This is a genomic window from Streptomyces sp. NPDC001903 (assembly GCF_042891345.1).
Lineage (GTDB): Bacteria > Actinomycetota > Actinomycetes > Streptomycetales > Streptomycetaceae > Streptomyces.
In genome coordinates this window covers 139,634-158,946 of sequence record NZ_JBIASZ010000020.1, presented here as the reverse complement: position 1 = coordinate 158,946, position 19,313 = coordinate 139,634, and the positions used below count along the sequence as shown (strand labels likewise).

General features: G+C 67.7%; 22 protein-coding genes and 1 pseudogene. 12 read left to right on the top strand and 11 right to left on the bottom strand.

The annotated features are described in order from the left end of the window. Window positions 1–579: 579 nt before the first annotated feature. A complete protein-coding gene (locus ACFYZS_RS33635) occupies window positions 580–1,200 on the bottom strand; it encodes a hypothetical protein (RefSeq protein ID WP_389021060.1) in 621 nt (206 codons plus the stop codon). A 386-nt stretch (window positions 1,201–1,586) separates the two neighbouring features. Continuing rightward, window positions 1,587–1,754: a hypothetical protein gene (locus ACFYZS_RS33630; protein WP_389021057.1), complete on the bottom strand. Its 168-nt coding sequence runs from the start codon at window positions 1,752–1,754 to the stop codon at window positions 1,587–1,589. 347 nt (window positions 1,755–2,101) lie between these two features. Here ACFYZS_RS33630 and ACFYZS_RS33625 point away from each other — a divergent pair, with 347 nt between their 5' ends. From ACFYZS_RS33625 to ACFYZS_RS33615, 3 genes are all read left to right on the top strand, one after another. Continuing rightward, a complete protein-coding gene (locus ACFYZS_RS33625) occupies window positions 2,102–2,740 on the top strand; it encodes a hypothetical protein (RefSeq protein ID WP_389021055.1) in 639 nt (212 codons plus the stop codon). A 551-nt stretch (window positions 2,741–3,291) separates the two neighbouring features. Then, window positions 3,292–3,645 (top strand): hypothetical protein, encoded by a 354-nt coding sequence (locus ACFYZS_RS33620; protein WP_389021052.1) that lies wholly within the window; start codon window positions 3,292–3,294, stop codon window positions 3,643–3,645. A 92-nt stretch (window positions 3,646–3,737) separates the two neighbouring features. Beyond that, the gene (locus ACFYZS_RS33615) at window positions 3,738–4,124 is read left to right on the top strand and encodes a hypothetical protein (RefSeq protein ID WP_389021049.1); all 387 of its coding nucleotides are present in this window, start codon (window positions 3,738–3,740) and stop codon (window positions 4,122–4,124) included. Here the strand turns inward: ACFYZS_RS33615 and ACFYZS_RS33610 are convergent. From ACFYZS_RS33610 to ACFYZS_RS33600, 3 genes and pseudogenes are all read right to left on the bottom strand, one after another. Beyond that, entirely contained in the window at window positions 4,118–4,708 is a 591-nt protein-coding gene (locus ACFYZS_RS33610; protein ID WP_389021046.1) for an IS630 family transposase, read from the bottom strand. The genes ACFYZS_RS33615 and ACFYZS_RS33610 overlap by 7 nt on opposite strands. Then, window positions 4,705–4,980, bottom strand: coding sequence for a winged helix-turn-helix domain-containing protein (locus tag ACFYZS_RS33605; protein WP_389021043.1), 276 nt, complete (start codon window positions 4,978–4,980; stop codon window positions 4,705–4,707). The genes ACFYZS_RS33610 and ACFYZS_RS33605 overlap by 4 nt, the downstream gene beginning before the upstream one ends. A gap of 19 nt (window positions 4,981–4,999) precedes the next feature. Beyond that, window positions 5,000–5,212 (bottom strand): annotated as a pseudogene (locus ACFYZS_RS33600) (helix-turn-helix domain-containing protein); the annotation flags it as partial. A gap of 225 nt (window positions 5,213–5,437) precedes the next feature. On the opposite strand from ACFYZS_RS33600, the gene ACFYZS_RS33595 reads away from it, so the two are divergent. Beyond that, window positions 5,438–5,686, top strand: a complete 249-nt coding sequence (locus ACFYZS_RS33595; protein ID WP_389021041.1) for a hypothetical protein — start codon at window positions 5,438–5,440, stop codon at window positions 5,684–5,686. 122 nt (window positions 5,687–5,808) lie between these two features. Here the strand turns inward: ACFYZS_RS33595 and ACFYZS_RS33590 are convergent, their stop codons facing one another. Beyond that, complete coding sequence (locus tag ACFYZS_RS33590) at window positions 5,809–5,976, bottom strand: hypothetical protein (RefSeq protein WP_389021039.1); 168 nt, start codon at window positions 5,974–5,976, stop codon at window positions 5,809–5,811. Window positions 5,977–6,308: 332 nt separating this feature from the next. On the opposite strand from ACFYZS_RS33590, the gene ACFYZS_RS33585 reads away from it, so the two are divergent. From ACFYZS_RS33585 to ACFYZS_RS33550, 8 genes are all read left to right on the top strand, one after another. Further along, on the top strand, window positions 6,309–6,647 hold the full coding sequence (locus ACFYZS_RS33585; RefSeq protein WP_389021036.1) for a hypothetical protein: 339 nt from the start codon (window positions 6,309–6,311) through the stop codon (window positions 6,645–6,647). Between the two features lie 957 nt (window positions 6,648–7,604). Next, on the top strand, window positions 7,605–7,949 hold the full coding sequence (locus tag ACFYZS_RS33580) for a hypothetical protein (protein WP_389021033.1): 345 nt from the start codon (window positions 7,605–7,607) through the stop codon (window positions 7,947–7,949). Continuing rightward, window positions 7,946–8,257 carry a hypothetical protein gene (locus ACFYZS_RS33575; RefSeq protein ID WP_389021030.1) on the top strand — a complete coding sequence of 104 codons (312 nt, stop codon included), beginning with the start codon at window positions 7,946–7,948 and terminating at the stop codon, window positions 8,255–8,257. The genes ACFYZS_RS33580 and ACFYZS_RS33575 overlap by 4 nt, the downstream gene beginning before the upstream one ends. Before the next feature lie 911 nt (window positions 8,258–9,168). Next, a complete protein-coding gene (locus ACFYZS_RS33570; protein ID WP_389021028.1) occupies window positions 9,169–9,546 on the top strand; it encodes a hypothetical protein in 378 nt (125 codons plus the stop codon). Window positions 9,547–9,716: 170 nt separating this feature from the next. After that, window positions 9,717–9,995, top strand: coding sequence for a hypothetical protein (locus ACFYZS_RS33565; RefSeq protein WP_389021026.1), 279 nt, complete (start codon window positions 9,717–9,719; stop codon window positions 9,993–9,995). A 116-nt stretch (window positions 9,996–10,111) separates the two neighbouring features. Next, entirely contained in the window at window positions 10,112–10,813 is a 702-nt protein-coding gene (locus ACFYZS_RS33560; RefSeq protein ID WP_389021024.1) for a hypothetical protein, read from the top strand. 321 nt (window positions 10,814–11,134) lie between these two features. Then, a complete protein-coding gene (locus ACFYZS_RS33555) occupies window positions 11,135–11,728 on the top strand; it encodes a hypothetical protein (RefSeq protein ID WP_389021022.1) in 594 nt (197 codons plus the stop codon). A gap of 489 nt (window positions 11,729–12,217) precedes the next feature. Next, the gene (locus ACFYZS_RS33550) at window positions 12,218–12,568 is read left to right on the top strand and encodes a hypothetical protein (RefSeq protein ID WP_389021019.1); all 351 of its coding nucleotides are present in this window, start codon (window positions 12,218–12,220) and stop codon (window positions 12,566–12,568) included. A 383-nt stretch (window positions 12,569–12,951) separates the two neighbouring features. Here ACFYZS_RS33550 and ACFYZS_RS33545 read toward each other — a convergent pair whose 3' ends face one another. The 5 genes from ACFYZS_RS33545 to ACFYZS_RS33525 all read right to left on the bottom strand — a co-directional run bounded on the left by ACFYZS_RS33545 (window position 12,952) and on the right by ACFYZS_RS33525 (window position 19,126). Beyond that, window positions 12,952–13,293: a hypothetical protein gene (locus tag ACFYZS_RS33545; protein ID WP_389021016.1), complete on the bottom strand. Its 342-nt coding sequence runs from the start codon at window positions 13,291–13,293 to the stop codon at window positions 12,952–12,954. Between the two features lie 950 nt (window positions 13,294–14,243). After that, complete coding sequence (locus ACFYZS_RS33540; RefSeq protein ID WP_389021013.1) at window positions 14,244–14,510, bottom strand: hypothetical protein; 267 nt, start codon at window positions 14,508–14,510, stop codon at window positions 14,244–14,246. Window positions 14,511–15,600: 1,090 nt separating this feature from the next. After that, window positions 15,601–17,475: a hypothetical protein gene (locus ACFYZS_RS33535; RefSeq protein ID WP_389021010.1), complete on the bottom strand. Its 1,875-nt coding sequence runs from the start codon at window positions 17,473–17,475 to the stop codon at window positions 15,601–15,603. Window positions 17,476–18,262: 787 nt separating this feature from the next. After that, entirely contained in the window at window positions 18,263–18,586 is a 324-nt protein-coding gene (locus ACFYZS_RS33530; RefSeq protein WP_389021007.1) for a hypothetical protein, read from the bottom strand. 150 nt (window positions 18,587–18,736) lie between these two features. Then, window positions 18,737–19,126 carry a hypothetical protein gene (locus ACFYZS_RS33525; RefSeq protein ID WP_389021004.1) on the bottom strand — a complete coding sequence of 130 codons (390 nt, stop codon included), beginning with the start codon at window positions 19,124–19,126 and terminating at the stop codon, window positions 18,737–18,739. Between the last annotated feature and the right edge of the window lie 187 nt (window positions 19,127–19,313).

Below are 19,313 nucleotides of genomic sequence, written 5' to 3'. Positions count from 1 at the left end.
ACGGGGCTCGGCTTCGCCGAGCCAGAGCCGGCCCTTCGGGCCGGAGTCCTACGCTTCGCTCCGGACAGGTTCGGGGTTTCGCTTCGCTGCACCCCGAACGGCCTGCTCCGCAGGCCTGAATGACCCCGTTTCACGGGGTCCGGGCCTCCGGCCCGTTGGGCGGGTCCGCTCCGCTCCCCCACCCCGGGCCCTTCCGGCTCCGCCTCCAGGACCAGGACCCGCTACGCGGGCCCAGCCAGCAGCAGAACGGGGTGAGGCGCCCTGGCCGGAGCCTGCCCTGCAGAAGGCACGGCCTTGACCAGAGACAATCCCACCCCTGACCACTGACAAACGCAGATCATCAGGGCCCGGCTCTGCGCTTCGCTCCGGACTGGCTCCGTTCCGCTGCGCGGGGCGAAGCTCCTGCGCTTCGCTCGGGGGTGACCCCGCTTCACGGGGTCACGGCCTACGTCGAATTGAGCAGGGTCCGCTCCGCTGCCCACCCTGACGCACCGCACCGGGGTACATCGGAGTTTCCGTGCGGGCCGGTGCGGTTCATCCATCGCCGTGTCAGTAGTGACAGCTACATCACTGTCAGCCTCAGCGGGCGTTCACCTTGAGGGTGAACGCCCGCTCGATGGAGCCACCCCCCTGGTCCACAGCTTTGATCACGCACTTCTTCTCCATGGCTACCAGCGGAATCTTGCCTTCGAGAGTGCCGTTGATCTCGTTGAACCGCAGACCCTCCGGCAAAATCGCCGGGGTCTTACCATCACTCTCGAAAAGGCTTGCCCGGATGGCCCCCGATCCGCCGGACACCCTTACGACCTGGAGCGGAGCATCAAGCCGCCCACCGGCAGTCACCTGCACATTTGAGACGTCCATCCTGATCGGTGGGTTAACGACCAACACCATCGATTCATCCACCACGCCGCCGTCCTGGTACCGGACACGAACCTGGTACTCATACCTCGATGACTTCTCCGTGATCGCTGCCAGCGTCCCACTCAGAGAACAGTCCGAGCCAAATTTGATGCCCTCCGGCAGCTTCGCCGCCGTTTGGCCATCCGCGGCGAGAAGATCGCAGGCCCTCTCACCAGTCCCACCCGAAGTGTTCAGCAGCCTCATCCCGACTTCCGCACCCGCGGTGAACGTGAAGGCATGAACAACATTCTCCGGAGACGCACTGCCAGCCGCGGCCGACACTTCACTGCCATCCATAGCATCCACCCCGTGTTCGGAGAGTTACGGTCCCCAAGATCGTAGCGACAACACCCCCACACCGAGCGCCCCTTCCTAAAACGGCCACTCCTTCGGCCCCACCCGCGCCCCCGGTTCCGCCGCGCTCCACCAAGGCGGGCCCCAAAGACTCCCGCACTTTGTGACGGGAGGTGACCCCGTTTCACAGGGTCCGGGCCTACGACCCGTTGGGCGAGTCCACTCCGCTCCCACCTCGGGTCTTTCCGGCCCCGCCTCCAGGACATCCCGCTCCGCGGGCGCTGGCTACGCAGCCGGGGAGGGGCTACTGCCATCAGCCGGGTGCCGGCCCCGAGCCGCAGGGGCGTCCGCTGCCGCCTGCGGCCGGACCGTCACCCGACCCCTGGAAGTCACTCAGGAATCGGCTTAACGATCGTGTGCGTGATGACCTGCCCCCGGATCTCCTTCGTCTCCAGCCTCTGACGCCCCGCCACGACAGTCGGCTTCTCCACCGGAGCCTCCTCAGCCGTGACCTCAACCTCTTGCTCGTCCGCCATGACACTCTCCCTCTCTCCCATAAACCACTCCTACCCGCCCAATCTCCCCCACCACAGCCCCCAACAACCGGCGACTACACGCCGCCAAAACAGCCACAACCAAGCCACCACCCCTCGCCCGTACCGGCCCCCAGTCCCGGAGCAGGCCAACACCAGCCCCACGGAACGTCCATGCGCTGCATCAAACTGAACCACGGATGGAAACAGGAATCAGACAGACCCACCACCACGCGATTCGAGTATCTATATAGATTGAGAGACCGGCTACGGCCGGGCCGGCGCACGGGCTCGTCTCAACTGGCCGAGCAAGGCTCTGACCTGCTGGAATCCGGCCCGAACCGCCCGCTCGGCGAGGAATGATGGAGGACATGGGACACACCATGGTCATCGCGGTACCACCCGCCGACCTCGACCGGCTTGACGCCTACGTGGACGCGCAGAAGACCGCCGAAACCCGCTGGCAGGCCGCCGCCGAGCAGCAGGCCGGCCTGCTCGATCTGCGAGGCCCCGCCCTGCGGGCCGCGCGTGCACGGATCCGCGGCGAGCGCGACCGGCTGCGCGAGACAGGGACCCACCGGGTCACCCGGTGGCGGGCCCTGGCCCCCCTGCTCCGCGCCGAGCTGGACGCGCGCGGGCTGCTGCGGGATTGGGAGCCGATCCCCGAAGGAGCGCAGCAGGCCGGGCAGAACCTCGGCGGTACCGGCCCGTACGGAGGCGCCGGATACACCGCGCGCCTGTGCGTCACCCTGCCCGACGCGCTCGCGGTACCGCTGCTGCGCGGGGTGTACTGGACCAACCTCCCCCACGTCCAGGCCCTCCAAGCATGGGGCGACCAGTGGGGAACCGACACGATCAGCAGGCGGGCCGCGCCGGACGAGGCCCTCGCCGAACGGGCCCAGGCCGCCGCGCAGATCGTCACCACCGGGGTCATCCTGCGTGCCGCCCTGGACCGCACCATCAGCCAACGGCCGAACGCACAGGCCGTGTCCACGAAACCGGGCACATGAGTGAACGCCGCCCCCTGGGCGCGGGCCCCCGCCCCACGACACCTGCCGCGCCGCCCACGGCTGCGCGCCGGGTCCGCCTCGCCGTCGAGCCGGCCGAGCAGCCCGCCACGGCGCCGGGGACGCCCACCGTGACCCGCTCCCCGGGCCGACGCACCCTGGGGCCCGGGGCGGATACCGCCGGCCACTGACCGGCCATCACCGGGCCGGTCCCTCCTGCCTGCTTGAGACAGACCGGTGGTACTGCTGCCCCCAGAGCGCTCTGGGCACCCGGCCTCACCCGCGCACACCATATCGGCACGGGCTGCCAGTGGACGTTCTCGGCCTCGGGCAACACCACAGCAGTGCGGGGGTCTCCACCGAACCCGGTGGAGACCCCCGCACTGCTGTGCCGACCCGGTGAAACAAACCAGTCAAGGCCCCACACGGGGGAACTCGTTCACGCCACCGTGTCGATTCCTGGCCGTTCCGCCAGGAGTCACAGCAAAGTGACACTCTGCACTGCAACCCTCTGACCAGGTCAGCAGCACGCCGACCGGAGAGGGAACACAGACATGGCTTACGAGAAAGACGCACTGCCCGTTGACGACTTCATCGGCGAAGGAGTCGTAGACGTCGACAAGTCAGCCAAGATCGACACCAACCAGGTAGCCGACGCGGCCCTTATCCCGGCAGACCAGGTCAAGCCCGAGGACATCGGCACGCTCAGCCTCCGCTACGTCGACGGTGTGCCCCAGCTCGTCGTCAGCAGCGGGACGGCCATCCCGGCAGGGCTCACGGTCGTCGACGCGGCCGGAAACGCTGTAGCGGCGTATACGGCTGCTCCATTGAAGACTGCGCCGACCGCGAGGGTAGCGGACGGTTACATCACCTTGGAGATCAGCGACACCATCCAAATGCGCCCCTAGGAAACAACTCTGCCCTGTGGACAGACAGCAGAGCGGTTGATCGTTCCCGTCCGTATCCCCACTCCCACACGCTCACCAACACTGGAGACTCCATGTCCAAGACCACACCCGAAGCCAACGACCACGGCCCCGCCCCGACACAGATGTCACCCGAGCAGGCCGCAAACCTCGGCCTGACTCCCACCCCCGAGGGCGCAGTCCCCACGGAACTCGTGCTCATCCCGGCATCTGAGGTCAAGCCCGAGGACATTGGCACACTGTCGATCGAGTACCGCGAGGGTCAACCGGTGATCGTCGTCAGCGGCGGGACTGTTATTCCGGCAGGGCTCACGGTCGCAGATGCGTCCGGCGACGCTGTCGCCGCGTACACGGCTGGTCCCATCGAGACAACCACACCAGCGAAGGAGAGGCTCTTTATCGGGTCGCTGTCCTGGGGCGCCGACAATAACTCCTTGAAGGACCGCTCTTCCGACTACTGATCTTTTCGTAAGTTCGGTGGGTCTGGTGGGTGGATGGTCAGGCCGGTGTGGGTGAGGAATGACCACGGCAGTTGAGGGTTTGTGTTGATGCGTTGGATGCCTTGCTCGGTGGCGTCGGCGACGTCCGCGAGGTGGTCGCCGGCGAGGTTGGCGAGCTCACGCTTCTTGAGCGAGGACCACAGCAGTTCTACCGGGTTCAGCTCGGGAGCGTAGGCGGGTAATCGCTCCAGGGTGAGCCAGCCCTGTTCGGCGACCCACGCCCGCATCGCCCGGCTCCAGTGAGCGGACAGGCCGTCCCACACGAGGACCACGTTTTCGCCGCGGTAGAAGATCTTCATCTGCTCCAGGACCTCGATGAGCCCGGCAGTGTCGTAGCTGCCGGGCTTGAGGTGAAAGCACAGGCGGGCCCCACGGTCGGGGTCGGTGGAGTGGTAGCCCAGTGCCCCGGCCATCGACGCGCGCTTCCAGTTCAGGCGGTGCCGTAAGAGGGGGGTGCGGCCCCGGGGCGCGTAGGTGCGGCGGATCTGCGGGAGGAGCGAGACGCCTGATTCGTCGAGGAACACGATCCAGGCACGTGTGTTCACGGCCCCTTTTTGATGCGCGGCCACTCATGCGCGATCCAGCGGGCGATCTCCGACTCGTCCCGCTCGACGGCCCGCCGCTCGGGCCGTTGCAGGCTCCATCCGAGCCGGCCGGTCAGCAGTCGCCACACCGACGCCCGTGAGAGGGACACCCCCGTCACACGCTCGACCACCACACCGACCCGTTCCAACGTCCACAGATCGGCCTCGAAGCCGTGGGCCTGGGCACCCCGCTCCAGCGCGGCCCGCACCTCTTCCACCTGGGCATCGCCCAACTTCGGCCGGCGACCGGATGCCGGCCGTCGCCTGAGCTCCGCCGTTCTCCCATGCGCGTCTCCACCGCCGCACACTTTCGGCATGGACTCCCACCATCCCCGCGATCTCGGCGTTCGAGCGGCCCTGCCCGAACAACTCGGCCGCACGGACTCGCCGAGCCTCCGCCAACTGCGGCCTCGACAACGGAGGAACAGACCATCCAGAAACCGTGGACGATGATTGAGACGACACGACAGAAGACTCTCACCCATCCACCCACCAGACCCACCGAACTTACGAAAAGATCAGTAGGCCGTCTCTTTCAGATCTCCGTTGGAGGCCACCGCTGCACGCTTCGATGAGCTGCCCATGGCATCGTCTCAGGTATGCGACTTGGGCACGGGTCGTCCGATGGCTCGATAGGCAGAACTGCCGCGGACCGGGGTTACGTATGCGGGTCAACATCGTTGGCCAGGCATGAACAACAACACCAAGCGCGTAATTGCCGCTGTCACCCTCGGGGCCGCCGCATCCCTGGGCATGCTCACTACGACCGCGCAAGCCGAAACTTCCGACCGCGGGTGCCATCGCTCCGACGTATCAGAGATCGCTGGGGCTACCCGTTCCTCTGATTCCATCGTCGTCAACCTGGCGTGCTCGGGGGCAGAAACGATGGACATCGGAGGGTACGCATACAAGGACCGCAACCTGCTCGAGGAGTTGTAGGCGACGGATCGCGTTCTCGGCCGTGCCCGCCCCAAGCTGCCCTCACCCGGAGGGGTGAGGGCAGCTTGGTGTTCCCGCTGATGGTTCCACGTTCGAAGAATTCACCGACGCGCCGACAGGGCTCAGAGCAGGTCTTCATCCGTCGCAATGACCGCGTGCACGAAGGCCGCGTCAATCTCACTGCGCTCGGACACTGCGACGTCGTCGGCCGCCTCCATCAGCAGCCAGTCAGACAGGGGAGGCAGCGCAAGCAGGGTGCGTTCCAGTCTCATGTCCTCGTCCTCGATCAAGTCGAGGCTGTCCCCCAAGGTCTCCCTCAAGGCGTCCGCCGCCTTGTCGAAGTCGACAGAGCTTCACCGGTCCCGCTCCGGGATTCATGGGGCGCGACGGTGAACTCGTAGAGGTTGGAGTACACGGCTCTCCGGGGACTGGACATCACCAGCGGCCCCGCGTTGCTGCCCCGGCTCACTGAATAACCAGTCAAGGCCCCACACGGGCGATCTCGTTCACGCCATCATGTCGATTCCTGGCCGTTCCGCCTCGAGCCGGCAGCAAGGTGACACTCTGCACTGCCACCCTCTGACCAGGTCGGCAGCACGCCGACCAGAGAAGGGACAGAGACATGGCTTACGAGAAAGACGCACTGCCCGTTGACGACTTCATCGGCGAAGGAGTCGTAGACGTCGACAAGTCAGCCGCGATCGAGACCACCGAGGTCGCCGACGCGGCCCTTATCCCGGCAGCCCAGGTCAAGCCCGAGGACATCGGCACGCTCTCCATCGAGTACCGCGACGGGGTACCCGTGGTTGTCGTCAGCGGCGGGAGGTCACTCCCCAACCGAATCGCGATCGCCCGAGCAGACGGACAGTCCAGGAAGTACCCCCCAGCGGAGCAGTACATCCAACACAAGGACGAGCTCTTCTACGTGATGGATGTCTACCACGACCTCGACCGCCACTGATACGACAGCCTCACCGCATGCGGTTATGGTCTGATAAGACCGTATGCGCGCGATGCCCCGGCGAGGGCCGCCCCGCCGGTCCAGGGCCGGCAAGGGGCGGCGAGCCGTTCCGCAAGGGTTAAAGAGCCCTCGCGCTATACGTCGTGCGGGAGGGCGGCCCGCCGCCGTGACGGCCCTCGGCCTGCGGGCAGCCCCAGCCCTACGGGGCGCGGGTGAACTCGACGTCGCTGCCGCCACAGCCGGCCGCGATGTCCCACAGCCGGTCCCGCTCCGCCTCGTCCACCGAGAGACCCCAATGGTTTTCACGCCTTGCCAACGATCTTGACGGCCCGCCGCCACCGGTGATCCCAGGTGACGCGCGTCGCGGGCACTCACCAAGCCTTGAACCCGGTGGATCGTCCACCAGCAGCAGCGCCGCGGCGGGCTCGAAGCGGGCAACCGCCCTGGCCGCCATCGGCGTGGAATGGGCGCAGCCGAGCTAGATGTACATCGGCACCTCCGGCGGGGCCGCGGCTCCGGTCAGGTCCGGCCCGTCCAGCACGGTGCCGGCGCGTCCGGCCGCTGCACGGCGGCGATACAGCGTGTGCAGCGGATACCGCCGCCGGGGTGCCACTCCATCACCGGCGCGATGCCCCCGTGTTCCCGGCACCAGACCGCCAGAACCAAGCCGCCGCGGTCCTGCCGGCGGTCCTGGCGGACCACGCGCAGGACGTCCTGGCCGCGTTCTAGACCGGCAGATCCGCTGGCGAGAACGTCACGGTCCGCCCCGCAGGCGGCGAGCACTACCGCTTCCGCCTCTCCGAGCCCCCCCGGCCCCGACGAACTCCACACCCCTGTCCCACCCGCCGGGGCTCGAGGGCTGTCGGGAACCACGCTGATCGGCCGTAACAGGAATCGCCCCCGGCCCCACCGCGGCGCGCACTATCGTGGAGGGCGACGAGCGGAGAGGACGCAATCATGACCACCGCCCCCGGGCCCTCCCGAGGCATCCCCCCGATGCCCGAGCGCAGCATTCCCGCGCTGCGGGCCGCGATCGCCGCTCACGCGCCGCAGCTGCTGGCCGACTTCGAGGCCAACTGGCGGGCGAAGATCGCCGACACCTACGACATCGGCGCCGGCCCCGCCTTTCTGGCGCGCTGGTGGGGCGAGTACGCCCTGGCCCGGGATCCCGAGCTCGACCACCACGTGCGTGATCTTGAGCAGCGGGCCGCCGAGTGCGCCGATCCCGACAAGGCCAAGGACCTCCTGGAAGAAGCCTCCCGGATCCACCACCAGGTGGCGTCCCTCGGGCCCGGCGAGTGAGCGCAGAGTTCACCGGCCCGCCCTGGGCCGCGGACTGGACCAAGCTGGCCGCCGAATACCGCGACGCTCTGCCGACCCGCGTGCGAGATTTGATCATCGACGCCGTCACCGAGCTGAAGGCTTCCCGCCACCCCTACCGCGACGACCACCTCGACACGACGGTGGTCAGCATCGAACCCGCCCGCTCCACCGAACCCCGCGGCGCGCACATCCTGTACTTCGACCGCGGCCACGGCTGGCTCCGCTACACCTTCACCCACCGCACCACAGACCCCCAGATCGTCATCGAGCACATCTTCTGGCAGTAGCCCGAGCGGTCGCCCTCGCACCCCTGCGGCTGCCGCAGTCGGCCGGCCTCAGGGCGCAGGCGGCGAGACCCGCCGGACAGCCAGCACGCGCCAGGTGCCTTCACCCCGATCGCCGCCGTACCCCTGCAGCGCGGGGTGTACTGGACCAGCCTCCCCACACCCAGACCCTCGAAGAACGGGCGAACCACAGGGAACCGACCCGGCCGGCAGCCGCGCTGCCCCGGCCGAAGCCCTCGACGAACGCGTCCGTACCGCCGCGCTGACCACCACCGGCCAGGTCATACGCCAGGACCTCCACCACCCCGTGAGCGGCCGATCAAGAGCGACCCTGAGCCCGTCCGCGACGCTGAGGAAACAGCCGGGCGCCGCCCCCTGGGCCTGCTGGCCCCCACCGCCCAACAACCCCGCACAGCCGGCTGCGGCGCTGGAGGGCCACCTCGCCGCCGAACCGGCCGAGGATGCCGACATCGCACCCGGGGAGTCCACGGTGACCCGCTCACCCCGGCCAGCGCGCCCTGGGACCGGGAGAGGGCACCGCCGCCCGCTGACCGGCCATCACCGGCCGGCGGCCGCCTCGCTGTTTGGGGCGGCCCGGTGGTACTGCTGCCCCCAGAGCGCTCTGGGCACCGGGCCTCACCCGCGCACGCCAACTCGGCACGTGCTGCCAGTGGAAGTTCTCGGCCTCGGGCAGCACCACAGCAGCGCGGGGGCCTCCACCGAACCCGGTGGAGGCCCTCGCTCTGCTGTGCCGACCCGGTGAAACAAGCCAGTCAAGGCCCCACACGGGGGAACTCGTTCACGCCACCGTGTCGATTCCTGGCCGTTCCGCCAGGAATCACAGCAAAGCGACACTCTGCACTGCAACCCTCTGACCAGGTCAGCAGCACCCCGACCGGCAAGGAGACAGAGACATGGCCTACGACAAAGACGCACTGCCCGTCGACGACTTCACCGGCGAAGGAGTCGTAGACGTCGACAAGTCAGCCAAGATCGACACCAGCCGAGCAGCCGACTCGGCTCTCACCCCGGCAGACCGGGTAAAGCCCCAAGACATCGGCACCCTCTCCATCGAGTACCGCGACGGTCAGCCCGTGATTGTCGCCAGTGGCGGGAAGGCCATCCCGGCACGCCTGACCGTCGTTGACGGGGCGGGGAACTCCGTAGCGGCATACACGGCAGGTCCGCCCCTCGCTTCCGATGCCAGAACCAGCAAGCATGAGATTCCGGCGTACCTCACTCAGCATGGCACTGGCCCCTGGGGCGACTATCTGGAACAGATTGATCGCTAGTTGTCGTTGTGATTCCCCGGATTCGGGGCCAGGCCGGGGCCACCGTCAGAACGGCGTGTACGCCGCCCCGGAGTCCCCGCGCGTCTTGGCCTTGCGACACGGGCGGCACAGCCCTTGAACGCTGCCTTCCATACTCGCGTCCCCACTCCCTCACCAACAAAGAGAGCGCCATGTCCGAGACCACACCCGAAGCCAACTCAGCAGATCACCAGACCCAGTCGTCGGCCGTGACCAATGCCCGTGACGCCCTGCTGGCGGCCATTGGCCAGGAGGCCCAGCTCGTCAAGGAGAAGTCCGCGGGGCAGGCATCGGCGGCACTTGTGGAGCTTGCCCGAGCCTACGCCCTGGCGACCGGCCCGGCCGCCGGGACCGTGGCGGCAGCACGATGCCTTCCCCACGTGAACGTCGGCACCATCGGCCACGTCGACCACGGAAGGACCCCCCTCTAAACCCGCCGACCGCCTGACGAACAACCCTTCGCTCTAAGCCCCCGCCTGTCCCCGGTCTTCCAGCAGTCGGGACCGCCTCACCTCTCACCTCGCCGCATCGCCCTCAGGAGCACCCCATGACCAGCAACGAAGCAGAGTCCACGCCTGTCGCAGTCGACGAAGGGGTACAGGAGATCCCGCCGCAGATCACCGTGACCGAAGTACCCGCCGCGACGGAGGCCCGCGACAGGCTTCTGGCGGCTATCGGCGCCGAAGCCCAGCTCGTTGTGGAAAAGTCCACAGGCCAGGCATCGGCGACGCTGGTGGAACTCGGTCGGGCATACGCCGTGACGACCTCTTCGACCTATAGCGAAGGGGTAAGGGCGGCGAAGGCGGTCATGTGGACTGGTGAGGAGGTGGGCCTGTGGGGTGCGCAGGATTACGCGAGGACCCTCGCAAACACCGCCACCCCCACCGACCTCAGCACACCGGAAGAAACCGAGCAGCCTCCGACGGCCGTCGGCGTCTCCGAGGGAATCCAGCAGACCCCCGCGCGGATCATCCTGCCGCCGCTCGCGCCCGCCGCCGCCGACGCCCGCGACAAGCTCATGGCGGCCATCGGCGCCGAGGCCCAGCGGATCACAGAGAGGGCCGACGGACAGGCATCAGCGGCTCTGGCAGAACTCGCCCACGCCTATGCCCTCGTGACCGCAGGTCCGAGGTTGCTGACCGAAGACAAACTCACAGCCGACAGCGTGGCTACCAGGAGAATTGCGGTCCAGAACGCCATTCACGCCGCCCAACTTTTGCGTGATAGCGCCAACGTCACTGCCGACTGATTCGCTCCGCTTGGCGCGCGACGACAGCCGGGGCACGTACCGTGCCCTCATCCCCGCCGACCACGAGCCGCCGCTGGACACCCGGCTGCAACGGCATGGGCGCTGGCGCGCGCCGTCGGCAGGGAAGTGTCCGACGGCGTACTGCGGCGCTCCCTGCACCTCCCGGCACAAGCGGCGCAGCCCGGGTCGATTCGGTCGGGGCCACTCAGGGGCAGAGTGTTGTCCGGCCTCTGATCTGCCAAGCACTCGGGCATGCTGACGCTTCGTCATGGGAAGATCTGCAACGGTCCGGCAGCGAGTCGGCCAGAGGGAGGCAGAGCTGTGTCTGGCGAGCACGACATCACCGAAGTCGCCCCCAGCCCGACCATCGCCGAGAGCACCGATGCGAACCTGATCCCCGCATCCGAGGTGAAGCCCGAGGACGTGGGCATGCTGAGCCTGCGGTACGTGGACCGCGTGCCCGTACTGGTCGTCAGTGGCGGGAGGTTCATGCCGGCACGACTCACGGCCGTGGATACGAACGGGCGGCCTATCGCGGCCATGGCCGAGAGCACCGATGCGAACCTGATCCCCGCATCCGAGGTGAAGCCCGAGGACGTGGGCATGCTGAGCCTGCGGTACGTGAACCGGGTGCCCGTACTGGTCGTCAACGGCGGGAGGTTCATGCCGGCACGACTCACGGCCGTGGACGCGACCGGGCGGCCTATCGCGGCCTTCACAGCCGGGCAGCACCTGACAGCCTCGACACGGATGAATGCCGTGGCGCGAATGGCGCCGGTCGAGATGTTGTCAATGCTGGAGGATGTGATTCATGAGCTTGACGTTGAGCCTGAGCTGATCCAGATCGAGGCGACCGTAATGGACGTGCAGAATGGCCTCCTGAAAGAGCTGGGCTTCGACTGGTCTCTACGCTAATCGGGAATCGCGGCAAAGCTGGTGCGAAGCGCAATCCGGCTGAAGTTCGGGATCCGCAAGAACACGGGTGATTCGCTCTTCTTCTGCCTTGCATCGAGCTGCGGGACCTTCTCATCCGCTGCATCCCGGATCACCGAGAGACTTCAACCTCGCCAAGCCATCTGACCTGCGAAAACATGTGAGTTACTTCAGTCAACACACCGCAGGTTCAAATCCTGTCTCCGCTGCCAACACAACAGCCTCCTCGACCTGACGGTCGAGGAGGCTGTTGGCATGCCAGGACCACCACCGGGGCCCGGCATCTGGCCGGATTCGCCGACCGACGCATCGCCGACCTGGAAGCCCAGCTTCTTGAAACGCGCCAGAAGCCCCCTGGCCAATCACCCTCATGACCGGAAGTCGCTCTTTCGCTCTCCGTAGTCGATCCGCTTCGCTAGGGGCAACGCCCGGCTGAACAGCCGGGACGCACAGCCAGTTCAAGGGGTACTTGTGACCAGCACCGAAAATGAGCCGACCGCCGCCACCGGCCAGGAAGCGGTCCAGCAGATCCCAGCCGTGATCAGAACGCCCGAGGTGCCCGCCGCTACCGAAGCCCGCGACAAGCTGTTGCAAGCCATCGGCAGGGAAGCGGAGCAGGTCGCGGACAAGTTCCCGGGCCAGGCGTCCAAGGCGCTGGAAGAACTTGCCCGCGCCTTCGCTCTGGCGACCACAGGCACCACGACGGTCGCCAAGATCACGGCGCCGGACGGACAGGGCATCACGAGCCGCACCCTGCAGCTCAGCGGTGGCGGTGTCTTCCTCCCGGACGGTGGCGGTGAGGTGCTGGTGCCCTTCGAATAGGGCAGGATCGACCGGCCCGTCGATCTCGGGGCCTCATACAACGGCGTGCGCACGCCGAACACCTGAGGAGCGTGCTGCTAAACCAGCGGCGCCACCTCGCCTGAGCTACAGCCTCACGGCCCCGTCGGCGTTCGCGGACGGGGCCGTCGAGCACCCGGAGCAACCCCAACCACACAGCACACCTTCGGCCTCGAGCAATCTGCCGTCACGGACGCCTACGCGATGCATCGCCCCAGCTCAGCGTCATCGCCGACAACTCGGCGTTCGGAAAACTGGACGGCACGGTAGAGGCCCGCGGCGTGAACGCGAGTTGAGCGTCCCGGCGTCGGCGCCCGCCGGGACCAGGCGCACGACGGCGAGTGGCAGAGCCGGCCGATGGGCTACTACAGGTTCACGAACTTGTCGACGTCAACGACCCCTTCACCACTGAAGTCGTCTACCGGCAGGACTTCCCTGTCGTAGACCCGTGCTTCCACACGAGTACCGAAGGTCGACCGGGCCGTCACCAGGGCGTAGGCCCGGGCGAGCTCCGCCAGAGCCGCAGACGCATGGCCGGCCGACTTGTCCGCGACGAGCTCGGCTTCCTGAGCAACAGCTCGAAGCAGTGCATCGCGAGCCTCGGCTGCTGCCGCCGACACCGGGATCACCGGAACGGCCGCAGGAACCTGCTCCATCCCTCCACTGAGACTGGGCTGCTCTTCGGTCGGGATGGGCTGGTCAGCCACAGCTGTCTCCAAGGGTGCGCACACGGATGTGGGAGATCAGCATTCCGAGACCATCCCAAGCCAACAAGGGTAGAAACGGGCCAGATGGCCTGGACCAAGGGTGAACATGGCGCCGCCGGTTGACTTGAGGTTTGGCCGGTGTGGCCGTCCGCGCCGTCTGAGTCCTGGCGCTCTTGATCATCTATGGCTGCCGGTAGGCCCTGCCGCCCCCAGAGGGGGCCATATCCACAATTGGCCGAGCTCGCGCACTCGGCCCTCACCAGCGAAATCCTCGGAAGGCCGGATCGAACATTCGTCTCGAGTAACCAAAACTCGAGCCTCGCCGGCGAGGGCGGGGCTGCCGCGCGGCCTTGGAGGCAGCGCGGCAGCCGGCGGCATCGGGTCGGAACCGGTGGGCGCGCAGCAACGGTGCGGCTGCCCTGGCCCGCCCGGATCGCACCCCCGCCAATCCGCGCCGCAGCATGTCACCTGCGCTGCACCGGCACAGGGCCGCCTACGGCGATCACGGTTTCACGCCGCGCCCCGCACGCGAGCGACGCCGGCGCTCGACCCGCATGATCGGGGGCTCATGCCACGGACGGCATGTACGGCTACGGCCCTGCCACCGGCAGCGAGGGCTCCTGGTCTGCCGGACCGGCTCGGTGGCGCCGAAGGCGTGGAAGAGCGCGGGAAGGTCGCGAGCTGCAGCCTTGTCGACAGCCTTGGCGTGCAGCTGGCGGTGCGCGTGGTGCTTGCCGGTTCCGGAGGGACAAGGTTAGTGGCGGGCTTGGCGATCAGGCGCAGGCCTGCGGGGGGCGCGGAGTCGGGGCGGATCTGGCTGCTCAGCGGCGGGTTCAGGTGCCATCGATGATGCACCGCCTCCGACGAAGTCGCGCCAACCCACGCCACGACAGCGATCTCCGAGAGCAATCGGAGAAGACGGCCGTCACTTCCCCCAGCCGATCAGCCAGTCACCGAATCGGAGTCCACGGCCCCAGGTAATCCGCGTATTGGACCTTGCTGTTCACGTCGAGCTGCGCGGTGTAGCGGGCCACTACGCGGCCCTCAGCGTCCACGACGTCAATGCTTGCGGGGATGGTATGCCCTTCGCCGATGGACAGGACAGGCACACCGTCCACGTAGGTCGGTTCCAAACCGGGCGCATCCGCGGACGCCGGGGTGGGCTCCGACTGGAACGCGGCCGGACCCTTTGAGTTGGGTGTGAACTGCTCAGCCATGTTGCTCCTCCTTACCGCCGGCTCCTTGCCGGCTCCCCAAAAGCATCCCATAACTGAAAGTAACGGATACGTCGCCTACCGAAAGCAGGGTGAGCGGATCCGTTGATGCCCGATGAGCGCGAGCGTGACATCCCCGCCAACACCGTCCCCGCAACATCCGCCCCCAGTGTCCTGACAGACCCGTGGGCTCAACTTGTGCCGCAGGGCACCCCGGGCCCGGGATTTACTGCGGCCGTTGGGAAGCCCTTGCATGTGCGCCAAGGCGGGCCCCGCCTCCGGGTGCTCCGCGCCCGTGTGCCAATGCCGCCCCCACCCGGATCCGGGCCCGTTCCTCTCATAGACGGTCATTTGTGTGAGTGCCTGTGCGAGATCCTCGCGAGCTGGGGGCCGGGCGGCGGGCTCGCTTGGGAAAGGACGTGGGCCGGCGCTGGTGACCGTGCCGGTCCACCCGTCCGGTTGATCGGATTCGCGCCAGAGAACCTCCAGGCGTCTGTGCGTGAGTTCTTCGGCCTTCCGGTGACAAAGAGCCTTCGCGGTACCAGCCTCGTTCGAGGATGCGGGATCGTTGAGAGCGCCGTCGGGGACGCCCGACGGTTCGGTGAAGTAGATCGCGTACCGCCACCTGTCGACGGTTCGGCAGAGCACGAGAGCCGTCGGAGTCCCGATGGTGTGCCATTACGGCTGCCGGTTGCTTGCTCTGTCCGCACGGTACTGGCCTTGCTCGGGTCCACCGCCACGATCAAGCAGCTCGGGTCAGTGGGCGTTCGCCCCCGGATTCCCTTCTTGCTGCGGATGCGGGCGCGTTCCCTGCGTTGCGCGGCCAGGACATCGGGTTGGCGGGCGTCGGCTGCAACTGGCGGCGCTTGGATCGATGGAACCGTGGTTATCGGTGAGATGGATCCCGGGTGGGGGTGGGCGGGTGATCGCTTCAGTGCAACGTCCTACCCCGACGAGCACACGACCCCGGGGCCGTGGAACCCGGCGCCCACCCGACGCGACAGCCGGGCGACCGGTCTGCCCCGCCGCCGGCCAGAAGACCCGAAACGGCCCGCCGGGCAACCGGCGGACCGTCACGAACATGTGCGGGGTGTCAGATGGTGTAGCGCACGTAGCGGTCGCCCTTGAACAGGTAGACGTCGTTCCTGTTGCCCGGGACCGCGCAGCCAGCCTGGAGGGTGTCGGCGAATTCCGTGTCCGTCAGCCGCGGCCATCCCGCGCTGATGGTCCTGATGCCGTTGTTGATCTGTTCCCTGTCGCAGTTGTAGCGCACGTACTTGTCGCCCTTGAACAGGTAGATGTCGCTCGTGCTGCCCGGCACGCGGCAGGCGGCGTCGAGGCCGCTGGTGAAGATGGTGCCCTTCAGGCCGGGCCATCCCTCGCTGATGGTCCTGACGCCGTTGTTGATCTGTTCCCTGTCGCAGTTGTAGCGCACGTACCTGTCGCCCTTGAACAGGTAGGCGTCGCTCGTGCTGCCCGGCACGGCGCAGGCGGCGTCGAGGCCGCTGGTGAAGATGGTGCCCTTCAGGCCGGGCCATCCCTCGCTGATGGTCCTGACGCCGTTGTTGATCTCTTCTTTGTCGCAGTTGTAGCGCACGTACTTGTCGCCCTTGAACAGGTAGGCGTCGTTCCTGCTGCCCGGCACGTCGCAGGCGGCGTCGAGGCCGCTGGTGAAGGCGCTGCCGAGCAGGCCGGTCCAGCCGGTGGCGATGAACCTGAAGCTGCCCTCGGGCGCCGGCCCGGGAGGCATGGCGCCGGTGTACTTCACGAGCAGGGAGAAGTCGCCCATGCCCGAGGAGCGGGCGTTGAACTGCAGCCTCATGCGCTGGCCCTCGGTGTAGTACAGCGCTTTGAGGTCGGAGCGGCTGAGGGCGTAGCCGCGGGTGAGGATCAGGTCGTCGTCGTTACGGAAGTACTCCCAGAAGTCGGCGATGAGGTTGATGGCCATGATCGCGTAGCCGGCCAGGTCCTGCCCGGGCATGATGCCCGTGGCGTAATCGGCCAGGGTCAGCGCTTTGGCCGCATCCTTCAGGGCTTTGCCCAGCTGCTCGTACCATGCGGCGGTGGAGTCGTCGGCCTCCCAGCAGGTGATGACCACCGCGCAGAGGTTGCCGGTGTAGTTGGCGTCGAAGAACGCCTTGCTTCCCGTGGCGTGGTCGCCGCGGATGGAGTAATTGTTGCCGCCGCGGACCTCGCCGGTCTCGCTGGTTCGGGTGGTGTGCTCGTAGCCGACGGTGCTGGAGACGGCGGTCCAGTAGATCTCGTCGCGTCCGCCCCCCTGGTCGCCGGCCGCCTGGTGGCAACGGAACCCGTCCCACTCCAGTTTTGCCCTAAACGGCGTCCCCGCGCTGGCGGCAGCCTCGTCGGTGCCGGCCGCGCGCTCGTCAGCGGCCTCGTCGGTGCCAGCAGTTTCCTGGCCGGCTTCGGCAGCGCCGAACTGGGCGCCGTTGAACAGGGTCAGCCCGTAGCCGTACGCTTCGGCGGCTTCGGTGAACTCGGGCGTCTCCAACGGCTCCCCCGCCAGCAGGCGAGTGCGGTTCATCCATGCGACGTTCGGCTGGTCGGCCGCAAGTTTGCCAACAGCGTGCGCCTGCGCGGCGAACTCCTCCGCAGTGAACGGCTCGTCGAAGCTGCGGTGGGCAACCACCTGCGGAAACCGCGCCACCGTGAGGGTGTCGCGCTGCTCGCGGTACACGCGCCCGATCGCGCGTACCTCCTCCTGACCCAGCACCTCCTCCAGCGGCGCCAGCAGCGCGCGTTCCCACTCCGTCAGCTCCAGCCCCATGTCGGCACGAGCCGCCGCGTGTAGCCACACCCCCATCGCCGTGCTCGCTTCCGGATCCCGGCGTCGCTGCCGGCGCCCCTCGACCCCCGGCTGCTGACCGGACAGCACCCGCCGAAACCGCTCCAGCCGCTCTTCCCTGCCGCCTGCGGCGTCCGCCTGTCGCGCGCTGGTTCCCGTACTCATCCCGAACCGCCACCTTCCCGTCTTCGGGGTGGCGGCCACCCGCCACCCAGTTGCTCGCGCGCCCGCACCGGCCGCGGCCTCGTGGCCCTCACATCCGGGATCACACCCTGTCGCCAGGCCGCCAACCGGGGAGCCCCGCGAGCGCGGGCGCTCCCGAACCCAGAGCCCACGCATGTCGGAGACATGCCACGCGCCCACAGCACACTCCCGTGATTACAGAACGTGATCGCGCGATCACATCATGGCGCGGGTCGACTGCTGACACAAGGACGAGACGACGTCCCTGGTGTCTTATTCACGCGTTTCCCTTCTGCCTGTCCGCTCGGTACGGACCCTCCCGAATACCCGTCCCGCTCCCCAGCGGCGCCCGCCGGTTTCGGGACGCCTTTCGGGACGGCCCTCGGGGAGGATCGCAACGGCCAGTAGCGACGTCTGGCCGATCTTGATTCCGGTTCGATGACTCTCCCTGTTTCCGCTGATCAGGGCCCCTACCTTCCTACTTGCCCTTCGCCATAGCTTCGGCAGAACAGGGCCGAATCGGGAGGATTCTCCGGCTCCGACGTTCACCACAGGGAGCAGTCGGTGACCGGTGGCGCACTGTTGGCTGGGCGTCTGGTGCGATGCGCACCTGCACCACGGCGAGAAGGGCCCCGCCGCGACATCGCGGCGGGGCCCTTCTCGCCTGCCGGCGCAGGCGCGACCGGCAAGGTATATGCGATCAGACGTCTGATTCGACCGACCATCGGGTCAGATCGGAGCTGCCGATGCTGGGATCTTGACCGGCCGTCTACCGGTCGAAGAACGGCATGATGCCGCCGCTGGAGAGGTCGATGTTGAGGTGGGCGATGGGTTCGGAGATATTGCGGGGATCGAAGATATTGAACCTGGCCGAACCGGCCACGTTTCCGGAACGGTCCTCCACGCGGACAATCGCCGGAATGACCGGCCCGCCGCTGACCACGATCACCGGGACGCCGTCCCGGTACTCGATTGCAAGCGTCCCGACGTCCTCGGGCTTGACCTGATCGGCCGGGATGAGCGGAGGCTGGGTTGCTTCGGTCCCGAGCGTGGCCGGGGCCGGCCCCTTGGAGTTGGGCGTGTTGTCCGACATGGTCTCTCCTCACCGACCGGCTGCCTGCCAGCCGGTCAGAGCGTCCCATAACCCAACGTGACCGATCAATCACGGTTTCTGCTCAACGCCAACGACACCAAGACAACAGCAACATCACTACGCGGCTAGCGGCTTTGGTACCCGAGGCGGTCACCACCGCGGCCGCCGCCCGCCCCCGACCCCGATTATCCCGACCTCGGCCGCCGCGGCGGTGACGGACAGCCCGCCTTCCAAATGGTCGAGGAAGCCACGCCGGCGGTCGGGGGTGAAGCGGGGCGCCCGAGCGGGCGCGGGCTGCCCGGCGCCAAGTTCCTTGACTGCGTCGCAGGCCCTCGCGAACGCCGGATCATCGCGGCGCCAATGACTCGCCTTGCCAGCGCCGCCGAACAGGATCTGCGCGGCCAGGCTCGGGGTGCAGCCCAGAGCGAGGAGCCGCAGGTACTCGGCGCGTTCGGTGATTCCGGTGGCGCCGACTTCGTCAGGGTCGGTGCCGGCCAGGAGCAGGACGAGAGCGGTGTCGGTGCGGGCGGCGGTGAACACCTCCCGCACCTCGAGGCCCGCGGCCCGACCAGGTAGAGATGACCGCTGAAGGGGAACCGGCCTACCACGAACGGGTGATCTCTTTTGGAACCGCTCCACCACGGTCGTGTCTGCTGAGCGTGGAGGGAGCTTCTGCGGCTGGGGTGCTCGGTGGGTCTAACCACCCGGACGTGCGGTTTGGGATCGG

Excerpts from the sequence above, each read along its gene's own strand:
- ACFYZS_RS33635 (WP_389021060.1), bottom strand. The coding sequence starts at position 1,200 with ATGGATGGCAGTGAAGTGTCGGCCGCGGCTGGCAGTGCGTCTCCGGAG.
- ACFYZS_RS33630 (WP_389021057.1), bottom strand. The coding sequence starts at position 1,754 with ATGGGAGAGAGGGAGAGTGTCATGGCGGACGAGCAAGAGGTTGAGGTC.
- ACFYZS_RS33625 (WP_389021055.1), top strand. The coding sequence starts at position 2,102 with ATGGGACACACCATGGTCATCGCGGTACCACCCGCCGACCTCGACCGG.
- ACFYZS_RS33620 (WP_389021052.1), top strand. The coding sequence starts at position 3,292 with ATGGCTTACGAGAAAGACGCACTGCCCGTTGACGACTTCATCGGCGAA.
- ACFYZS_RS33615 (WP_389021049.1), top strand. The coding sequence starts at position 3,738 with ATGTCCAAGACCACACCCGAAGCCAACGACCACGGCCCCGCCCCGACA.
- ACFYZS_RS33595 (WP_389021041.1), top strand. The coding sequence starts at position 5,438 with ATGAACAACAACACCAAGCGCGTAATTGCCGCTGTCACCCTCGGGGCC.
- ACFYZS_RS33585 (WP_389021036.1), top strand. The coding sequence starts at position 6,309 with ATGGCTTACGAGAAAGACGCACTGCCCGTTGACGACTTCATCGGCGAA.
- ACFYZS_RS33580 (WP_389021033.1), top strand. The coding sequence starts at position 7,605 with ATGACCACCGCCCCCGGGCCCTCCCGAGGCATCCCCCCGATGCCCGAG.
- ACFYZS_RS33570 (WP_389021028.1), top strand. The coding sequence starts at position 9,169 with ATGGCCTACGACAAAGACGCACTGCCCGTCGACGACTTCACCGGCGAA.
- ACFYZS_RS33565 (WP_389021026.1), top strand. The coding sequence starts at position 9,717 with ATGTCCGAGACCACACCCGAAGCCAACTCAGCAGATCACCAGACCCAG.
- ACFYZS_RS33560 (WP_389021024.1), top strand. The coding sequence starts at position 10,112 with ATGACCAGCAACGAAGCAGAGTCCACGCCTGTCGCAGTCGACGAAGGG.
- ACFYZS_RS33540 (WP_389021013.1), bottom strand. The coding sequence starts at position 14,510 with ATGGCTGAGCAGTTCACACCCAACTCAAAGGGTCCGGCCGCGTTCCAG.
- ACFYZS_RS33535 (WP_389021010.1), bottom strand. The coding sequence starts at position 17,475 with ATGAGTACGGGAACCAGCGCGCGACAGGCGGACGCCGCAGGCGGCAGG.
- ACFYZS_RS33530 (WP_389021007.1), bottom strand. The coding sequence starts at position 18,586 with ATGTCGGACAACACGCCCAACTCCAAGGGGCCGGCCCCGGCCACGCTC.